This is a genomic window from Haloferax gibbonsii (genome assembly GCF_001190965.1).
In the GTDB taxonomy this organism is placed as follows: domain Archaea; phylum Halobacteriota; class Halobacteria; order Halobacteriales; family Haloferacaceae; genus Haloferax; species Haloferax gibbonsii.
Map to the genome: position 1 here is coordinate 2938189 of NZ_CP011947.1, position 7203 is coordinate 2945391.

Sequence of the window (7203 nt, forward strand, 5' to 3'; positions counted from 1 at the left end):
GAGCGACGCCGTGGGGTTTTTCGACGCACGTCGCGTCCACACGCACATGAGCGACTTCGATAAGGAAGCAGAGCGGCAGCGACTTCGGGAGAAGTACGAGCGAGACGAGACGAAGCGCCGTTCGACCCAGCGCATGAGCGAGTTGCTCCTCAAGGGCGCGACGATGACGAACAAGCACTGCGACAACTGCGGCGACCCGCTGTTCCGCTACGAGGGACAGGTGTTCTGTCCGACCTGTCAGGCCGAGGGGCAGGTCGCGGCGAATGCGGACCAAGACGCCGAGCAGGCCGCCGAGGCGGCCGTCGAAGCCGACGCGGTCGAAGGCGGGGTCGAGGCCTCGTCCGGCGGAGCGACCGAGTCCGTAGAGCGCGCCGATGCGGCGGCCGACCCTGCGGCGGTCACCGCCGAGGCGTCGGACTCCGAGCGACCGCAGGCCGGAACGCGACAGCCGGCGCAGGGCCAAGGAACCCGCGTCGCCGACGAGGCGCGCCGTGACCCCACCGGCGCGAACGGGCGCGCTGCGACCCCGTCAGCGCGAACCGCAGGCGAGCAGCGGGCGACCGGGCAGCGTGCACGCCGCGAGGTCGCCGGCGACGTCACCGACGCGCGCGAGTCGCTCGTGCGGACGCTGACGTGGGCCGCCGAGCGCGCCGAGTCGACCGACGACCCGCGGCGGGCGACCGAGTATCTGACCGCCGCGCGCGAGGCCGCCGAGGCCATCTCCGCGCTCGACCGATAACCGACCGGCGCACCGCTATCGCTCTCGGCGGTTGAAACCAACACGCTTCGGTCCCTCTGTTTCGGAGAAGCGCACTCATCCGCGCTCAGCGATACTCCGCCCCGACGACCTCGCGGATTCGCTCGGCGGTGACTTGGCCGACGCCGCGGACCTCTTTGAGGTCGTCCTCGTTGGCGGTCATGACCGCCTCGACGCTCCCGAACGCTTCGAGCAGCGTCCGCGCCGTGACCGGGCCGATGTCGGCGATGGCCGAGACGACGTACTCCTGTTGCTCGTCGAGCGTCTTCGCGCTCTTGCCGCCGTGGACGCTCACGGTGCGCTCGCGGTCCGTCTGCTCGCGGGTGGCGATGGTCGCCAGCATCTCCGCGGTGTCGTCTTCGTCCTCCGTGAACAGCACGCTCACGTTGAAATCGACCGCGACCGACGACAGCGCCCCGCGAATCGCGCCGGGGTGGATGTTCCGCTCCTCGTAGAGACCACGACCCTCGATGATGAGAAGCGGCCGGGCGTAGTGACGCGTGAGGTCCGCTATCTGCTCGAATATCGAGCGGTCGCCGCCCGTGAGCGTGTCGAGGAAGTCCGAGACGCTCTTTCGCTCGACCGCGACGCGGTCCGAGAGGACGTAGTCGCCGACCGCGAGCGTCTCCAACCGGGTCGTCAGGTCCTCGCGCTTCGAGAGAGTGCGGGCGATGTTGGAGTCGAGTTCGCGCTGGTCGACGACGATTTCGACGGTCTCCTCGTCGTCCGTTCCCGCCGTGGCGACGGTGGCCGGGTCGTCCGCCTCGTCGCCGTCGCCGTCGTTTTCATCGTCGCCGTCGTCGTCGCCGTCGTCCGCCCGCGCCAACTCCTCGTCGGAGGGACCGAAGTCGGCGAGGCCCGACTGCCCGTCCGAGTCGGTCGCCGCGGCGACCGCGGTCTCTCCGTTCGTGGCGGTCGACGCGGCGGCTGATTCAGCGGTCGATTCCGCGTCCGACGCCACGTTTGCATCGCCCTCGCCCGCGTCGTCAACCCCCTCGTTTCCGGTGGAACTCCCGGCGTTGCCGGCGGAACTGCCGTCGTCGCCCGCGAACGCCGAGAGGTCGCGCTGGGAGGGGTCGAGTTCGGCTTCGAGGTCGTCGGCCGCACCCTTGAGGTCGCGAAGCTCGTTTTGCATCGTCTTCTCGCGGCGGCGCGATATCCAGAAGTACGCCTCGTCGCGGGTGTCCTCCGCGAGGAGGACGACCACGCGACCGTCGGCCTGACGACCGGTCCGACCCTTCCGCTGGATGGACCGGATGGCCGTCGGCACGGGTTCGAAAAAGAGCACGAGGTCGACCTCGGGCACGTCGAGGCCCTCCTCCGCGACGGAGGTCGAGACCAGCACCTCGAACTCGCCGCTTCGGAACTTGTCGAGGGTCTCCTGCTGTTCCTTCTGCGTCATCCCGTCGGAGCCCTCGCGGTCGCCCTGTCCGACGAACCGCCGGACCGAGAAGCTCTCCGAGAGGAACTCCGTGAGCGCCTCGGCCGTGTCGCGGGACTCGGTGAAGACGATGACGCGCTCGCCGTCCTGAATGCCGAGCGTCTCCGCGAGGAGGATGCGCGTCTTCCTGAACTTCGGGTGGAGGCCGTCGAAGGACTCGGCTTTCCGCATCGCCTCGCGGACCTTCGGTTCGGCGACGAGTCGCTGGCTGGCCTTCGACGCGCCCGACGAACGGGCGGCGTTGCGCTGGCGCTCGAAGTACCGCCGGACCGACTCGACCGATTGGGTCTCCACGAGTTCGACCGCCCGGCGGAGCTTCATCACCTCCGCGTGCGTGGACATGCCCTTGTAGCCCTCCGACTTGTCCGCGTTCATCAGTCGCTGTAGCTCCGCGCGCATCCGGTTGAGTTTCTTCTGGGAGATATCGGGCTTCGTCGACTTGGTGACGCCCAACTGCTTGAGTTTCTCCAGGCGGTCGGTGATGACCTCGTTGAGGGCGTCGCGTATCTCCAGAATCTCGTCGGGGAGCTGGATGCGGTTCCACTCCACGTCCGTGTCGTGGGTGTACTCCGACACGTCGGCGTCCTCCTCGGTCATCACCTCCACGTCGACGATGCCGAGGTTCTCACAGACTTCGAGGATGGCCTCCTCGTCGCCGCCCGGCGAGGCGCTCATCCCCGTGACGAGCGGGTCTTCGGCGTCGGCGTGGTAACGCTCCGCGATGTAGACGTAGGCGTAGTCGCCGCTCGCGCGGTGGCACTCGTCGAAGGTGAGGTGCGTCACGTCCCGAAGCGAGATTCGGTTGCCGATGAGGTCGTTTTCGATGACCTGCGGCGTGGCGATAACTATCTGGGCCTCCTGCCAGAGTTCGGCCCGGTCGTCGGGCCGAACGTCGCCGGTGAAGACGACGATTTCGTCGTCCGGGACGTTCAGCGCCTCGCGGTAGAAGTCGGCGTGCTGCTGGACGAGCGGCTTCGTGGGCGCGAGAAACAGCGACTTCCCGCCGACGTCGTGGAGCCGCTGGGCCGTGACGAGCAGGCTGACGGTCGTCTTCCCGAGGCCGGTGGGAAGACAGACCAGCGTGTGGCCGTTGCGCGCGGTACCGGCGAGGCGAATCTGGTAGAGCCGTCGCTCGATGAACGACGGCGCGAGTAGCGGGTGGTCCACGTACGCAACGTCCTCGGAGGCCGGCATCGGTGACGATTACTCGTCCTCGCCGATAAGGGTTCGCAGAGCGGGGTGAAAGTAAAGCGGTCCGCCGGTGGAAACCGCGGCGGTCGTTACCCCGCGCTGTCGGCGGTGTCGAGGTCGGGGTCGTCTGGTCGCGCGGACGGGAGCGACGCTCCGAGGAGCGACGCCCACTCGGCGACCTTTTCGTTGTGCGGATTGGACATAGCGCTTCCCCAAGGAGATATACTCTCAACTATCGTATATAACGATTGTGCCGATTCGACGGACGGACTCGTCCGCGGGACCGAACGGCCGGCGCTCCACCGGAAACAACGGGGTCGGAAAATCAGTTCGACGCGAGGAACGCGCTCAGTCTTCGCGGTTGCCCGGTCCCCACGAGTCCGGGACTTCGATGACGTAGCGGCCGTCCTCGCGGAGCGAGATGATGTACTCGTCGCGGTCGTACAGTTCCATGAGATTGAGTTCGTACTGACCGGGATTGACGATTTTGATGCTCTCGAACTGGTCGTTGAGCTCCTCGCGGAGCTGGTCCAGGTTGGGTCGGTCGTCTGACGACGGCTCGATGACCGTACCGTCCGCGTCCGTGGGTGCGGCGTCGGCGGGCTGACCGGCGGCCGCGTCGGGGTCGGGGCCGGAAGGCGCTTCGGACGGCGTCTCCGCCGGCGAGTCGCGCCGGTTCGCGTCGGCAGCGGCGAGTTCCTCGGGGGTGACGACGTCGCTCCGCGCGCTCTTCTGGGAGTTGTCTTCGTCCGTCTCGCGCGCGTTGATTTTCCCCGGCTCGCGGTTCGGGGGCGAATCCGGTCCCCGCGAGCGGCTGGCCTGCTCCGAGGCCGATTGGGCCCGCGATTCGTTCCGCGACGCTTCCGGATCCTGCGGGTCTGCCCCCGGAGACTCGCCGGGCGCAGACGGCCATTCGCCCCAACCGCGGGGTTTGGCTTCGGGGTCGTCGACCGCGTCGCTTGCGTCGGCCGCGTCACTTGCGTCGACCGCGTCGGTCGGCGACGGCTCGTTCTGGGTCGAGCCGGCGGCATCGACAGTCTCGGTTCGCTGTGAGGCGTCCGCGTCCGCATTCGCGTTCGCCCAGTCGCTGACGGTCATCGACTCCTCGTCGGTCGTGTCGGGGTGGGACTGCTGCTGCGCGCGGTCTCGGACGGCGTCGGCCGCCGAGGAGGTCAGGTCCCGCGTTCCGGCGCCGCCCGTCGACGTCGCGTCGTCGCTCGCGCTCGCGGGAGCGCTCCCGCTCGACGCGGGCTTGAACTGAAACTTGTTGCCGCCGCAGCTCGGGCACCCCGAGAGCATCTCCTTCGAGCCGTCGGGGAACACCTTACCGCACGTGGTGCATTGATGTGGCATTGATAGATGTTGACGCCGGATGGCGCGTGAGGGTGTTCGTGGGACCCCCTACTTTCGCGAGACGAGCGCGCTGATGAGATTCTCGTCCTTGTGTAGCGTCTGAATCTGGTTCGCGGGACCGATGACGGTGAGCTTCTGGGTCGACTGTCGGCCCATGAGCCGGTCGAGGAAGCTCTGGTCTGCGGTCTGCGAACGCGGGTACGTCTCGATTTCGATTCCGTTGAACTCGTCGGGGCTTATCTCGGCCATCGTGACCTCGATGAGCTTCGACTCCTCGTCGGGCGAAAGGCCCTCCTCGAGGATGACGATGTTGCCGTCGCGGACGCCGTCGAGGATGAGCCGAATCTTCTCCATGCTCGTGAGGTTTGCCATCCGATTCCCGCTGAAGAGGTCTATCTGGACCCCGTCGGAGCCGTTGTCGGAGGCGGTTGCTTCAGGCATGGTGAATCACGCGAAGTACTCCGCGATTTTGGCGTACACTTCGTCCATGTTCTCCCCTTCGAGCGCCGACAACTCGACTGTTTCGTGCTGTGGGTACGCGTTCGCGATGCGCTCGACGTTCGAGTCTTCGAGGTCGATCTTGTTCGCGAAGATGAGCACGGGCAGGTCCTGGCTCTCGATGATGCCGATGAGCATCGTGTTGACCTGCGATATCGGGTCCTTCGTGCTGTCGAGCACGTAGATGACGCCGTCGACGTCCTCACGGAGCCAGTGCATGGCCTCGGCGACGCCCTCGGTTGCCTCGCGGGACCGGCGGACGGCGTCGTCTTTCTCCATGTCGTGTTCGAGGAATTCCTTGTAATCGACCTTCGTCGTGACACCCGGCGTGTCGACGATGTCGATGGTGACTTTCTTGCCGTTCCGCTCGATTTCGACGTTCTCTTTCCGCCTGGCGCGGCGAGTCTCGTGAGGGATGTGGCTCTCGGGACCGATGGCGTCACCGGTCCAGTCACGGGCGATACGGTTTGCGAGAGTCGTCTTCCCGGCGTTGGGCGGGCCATATATACCGATCCGCTTCGGCTCGCTCTCCGAAAAGAGCCGGTCGACGACTCGTGAGATGCTGTCTCTTAAATCTGTGAGCAGTCCCATCCTGGGCCTCCCGCACCTCCCGAACGCGTCGTGGAGGGCGTATGGAGGTATCACCCAACCGGACTCACTTAAGCACTACGTCAGACACCAGTCACGTGGGAGACAAGACGACAGAAAGGAGCGTCGTGGACGAGGGTCAGTTCGATAAAACGAGGTCGGGCAACGAGAAACGAGAGGCGAGCGCTTGTTCACCGAGTATAATGTAACTGATACTAAAACGGTTCGAGCCGAATCCGTATTGCAGTTTATGGTTACTTTGCGCGCACACGTGCGTAACTTGGACATACGACGAACGGTGAATCTCCTGAATGTGCCGAACAGTTCCTGAAAACACCGAGCCGGTCTCTCCCCCGATCTGTCGTCACCTTAGTCTCCGCGGACAAGACACGGGGTTGACACTATTTGGTAGACGCGAAACGGTCGGGGGAACACCCCCACCCCTTCGTTTCGGGTGGAACGGCCCGAAGGGGTGGGTGGGGGGAGACCGCTAGACGGCGGTGGGACGTTAATTCTATTCTAGGGGAGTACAATAATATCTCTTTTTGCCCCAGTACGGTTATGGTATGACAATATGAGTAATAAAACTATCTGTATCTAAAGACCACCGAGACCCCCTCCCCACCCTCTCACGCCTCCACCCGAAACGAAGGGGTGTGGGGGATACGAGACCCAGGGGTTTCCCGTCGAACTGGAGAACACCCACTTAATTGCAGAGGAAACCAAGGGGTTAGGACGGTCGCTAAAATCCTCAGACCCTTGATTTCTCCGGAAGCGTGTTTTGCCCGTTTCCACACGAAACGAAGGGGTCTCGGGGACCGATTTTTCTCGTCGGACGTCCACTCAACTCCGAGTTCCACTCCACCCACGCGGACCGGTGGGTTTCGCGTCGACCGGGAGTCCGGTGTGGTGCCGCCCGGGTGTCCGGTGCGCAACTGCCGTTCGTCGAAATCCACCACTATCGCTCGGAGTCTCGACGCGTCCCGCGGTTCGATTCGACAGAGTGCGATTGTTCGAACTGATCCGTTTCACCTCGACGCCACTGTCCCCAATTCCCTCCGTCCCAGCCGGCCGACTCATTCGATCAGCTCTATCCGACTCCCGACCCCATCCGACTACGTTCTCCGATCGACTCGAACTACTCGTCTCATCCGAACCCTTCCTCACCCATCCCTGATTCCCGGCCGTGGTTTTGACTCCGAGACGTTCCGCTCTCGGTGTCGATACGACCTGCCGACCCCGTCACGACCTGCCGACCCCACCGACTGACCCCCGGCTGACCCTCAGCTGACTCCCGACTTCCAACCGACGACCCCAATCGACTGACGAGTGACGACCTCGACCGACTGACGACTCCAACCGGCGCTTCCGGACA

Annotated in this window: 5 protein-coding genes; 1 reads left to right on the forward strand and 4 read right to left on the reverse strand. The window is 65.1% G+C overall.

Features of this window, described 5'->3' with window-relative positions; all coding sequences use genetic code 11:
* Window positions 1–46: 46 nt before the first annotated feature.
* Window positions 47–739, forward strand: a complete 693-nt coding sequence (locus ABY42_RS14960) for an Sjogren's syndrome/scleroderma autoantigen 1 family protein (protein ID WP_050459867.1) — start codon at window positions 47–49, stop codon at window positions 737–739.
* 85 nt (window positions 740–824) lie between these two features.
* On the opposite strand, the gene ABY42_RS14965 is transcribed toward ABY42_RS14960, so the two are convergent.
* From ABY42_RS14965 to ABY42_RS14980, 4 genes are all read right to left on the reverse strand, one after another.
* Window positions 825–3392 (reverse strand): DEAD/DEAH box helicase, encoded by a 2568-nt coding sequence (locus ABY42_RS14965; protein WP_050459868.1) that lies wholly within the window; start codon window positions 3390–3392, stop codon window positions 825–827.
* Between the two features lie 345 nt (window positions 3393–3737).
* A complete protein-coding gene (locus ABY42_RS14970) occupies window positions 3738–4742 on the reverse strand; it encodes an OapC/ArvC family zinc-ribbon domain-containing protein (protein ID WP_082220682.1) in 1005 nt (334 codons plus the stop codon).
* 48 nt (window positions 4743–4790) lie between these two features.
* On the reverse strand, window positions 4791–5183 hold the full coding sequence (locus ABY42_RS14975) for a DUF2073 domain-containing protein (RefSeq protein WP_004044951.1): 393 nt from the start codon (window positions 5181–5183) through the stop codon (window positions 4791–4793).
* A 6-nt stretch (window positions 5184–5189) separates the two neighbouring features.
* A complete protein-coding gene (locus ABY42_RS14980; protein ID WP_004974066.1) occupies window positions 5190–5831 on the reverse strand; it encodes an Era-like GTP-binding protein in 642 nt (213 codons plus the stop codon).
* Between the last annotated feature and the right edge of the window lie 1372 nt (window positions 5832–7203).

What these genes read in the sequence shown, in the direction of transcription:
- ABY42_RS14975 (WP_004044951.1), bottom strand. Translation starts at nt 5,183, where the DNA reads ATGCCTGAAGCAACCGCCTCCGACAACGGCTCCGACGGGGTCCAGATA.
- ABY42_RS14960 (WP_050459867.1), top strand. Translation starts at nt 47, where the DNA reads ATGAGCGACTTCGATAAGGAAGCAGAGCGGCAGCGACTTCGGGAGAAG.
- ABY42_RS14970 (WP_082220682.1), bottom strand. Translation starts at nt 4,742, where the DNA reads ATGCCACATCAATGCACCACGTGCGGTAAGGTGTTCCCCGACGGCTCG.
- ABY42_RS14965 (WP_050459868.1), bottom strand. Translation starts at nt 3,392, where the DNA reads ATGCCGGCCTCCGAGGACGTTGCGTACGTGGACCACCCGCTACTCGCG.
- ABY42_RS14980 (WP_004974066.1), bottom strand. Translation starts at nt 5,831, where the DNA reads ATGGGACTGCTCACAGATTTAAGAGACAGCATCTCACGAGTCGTCGAC.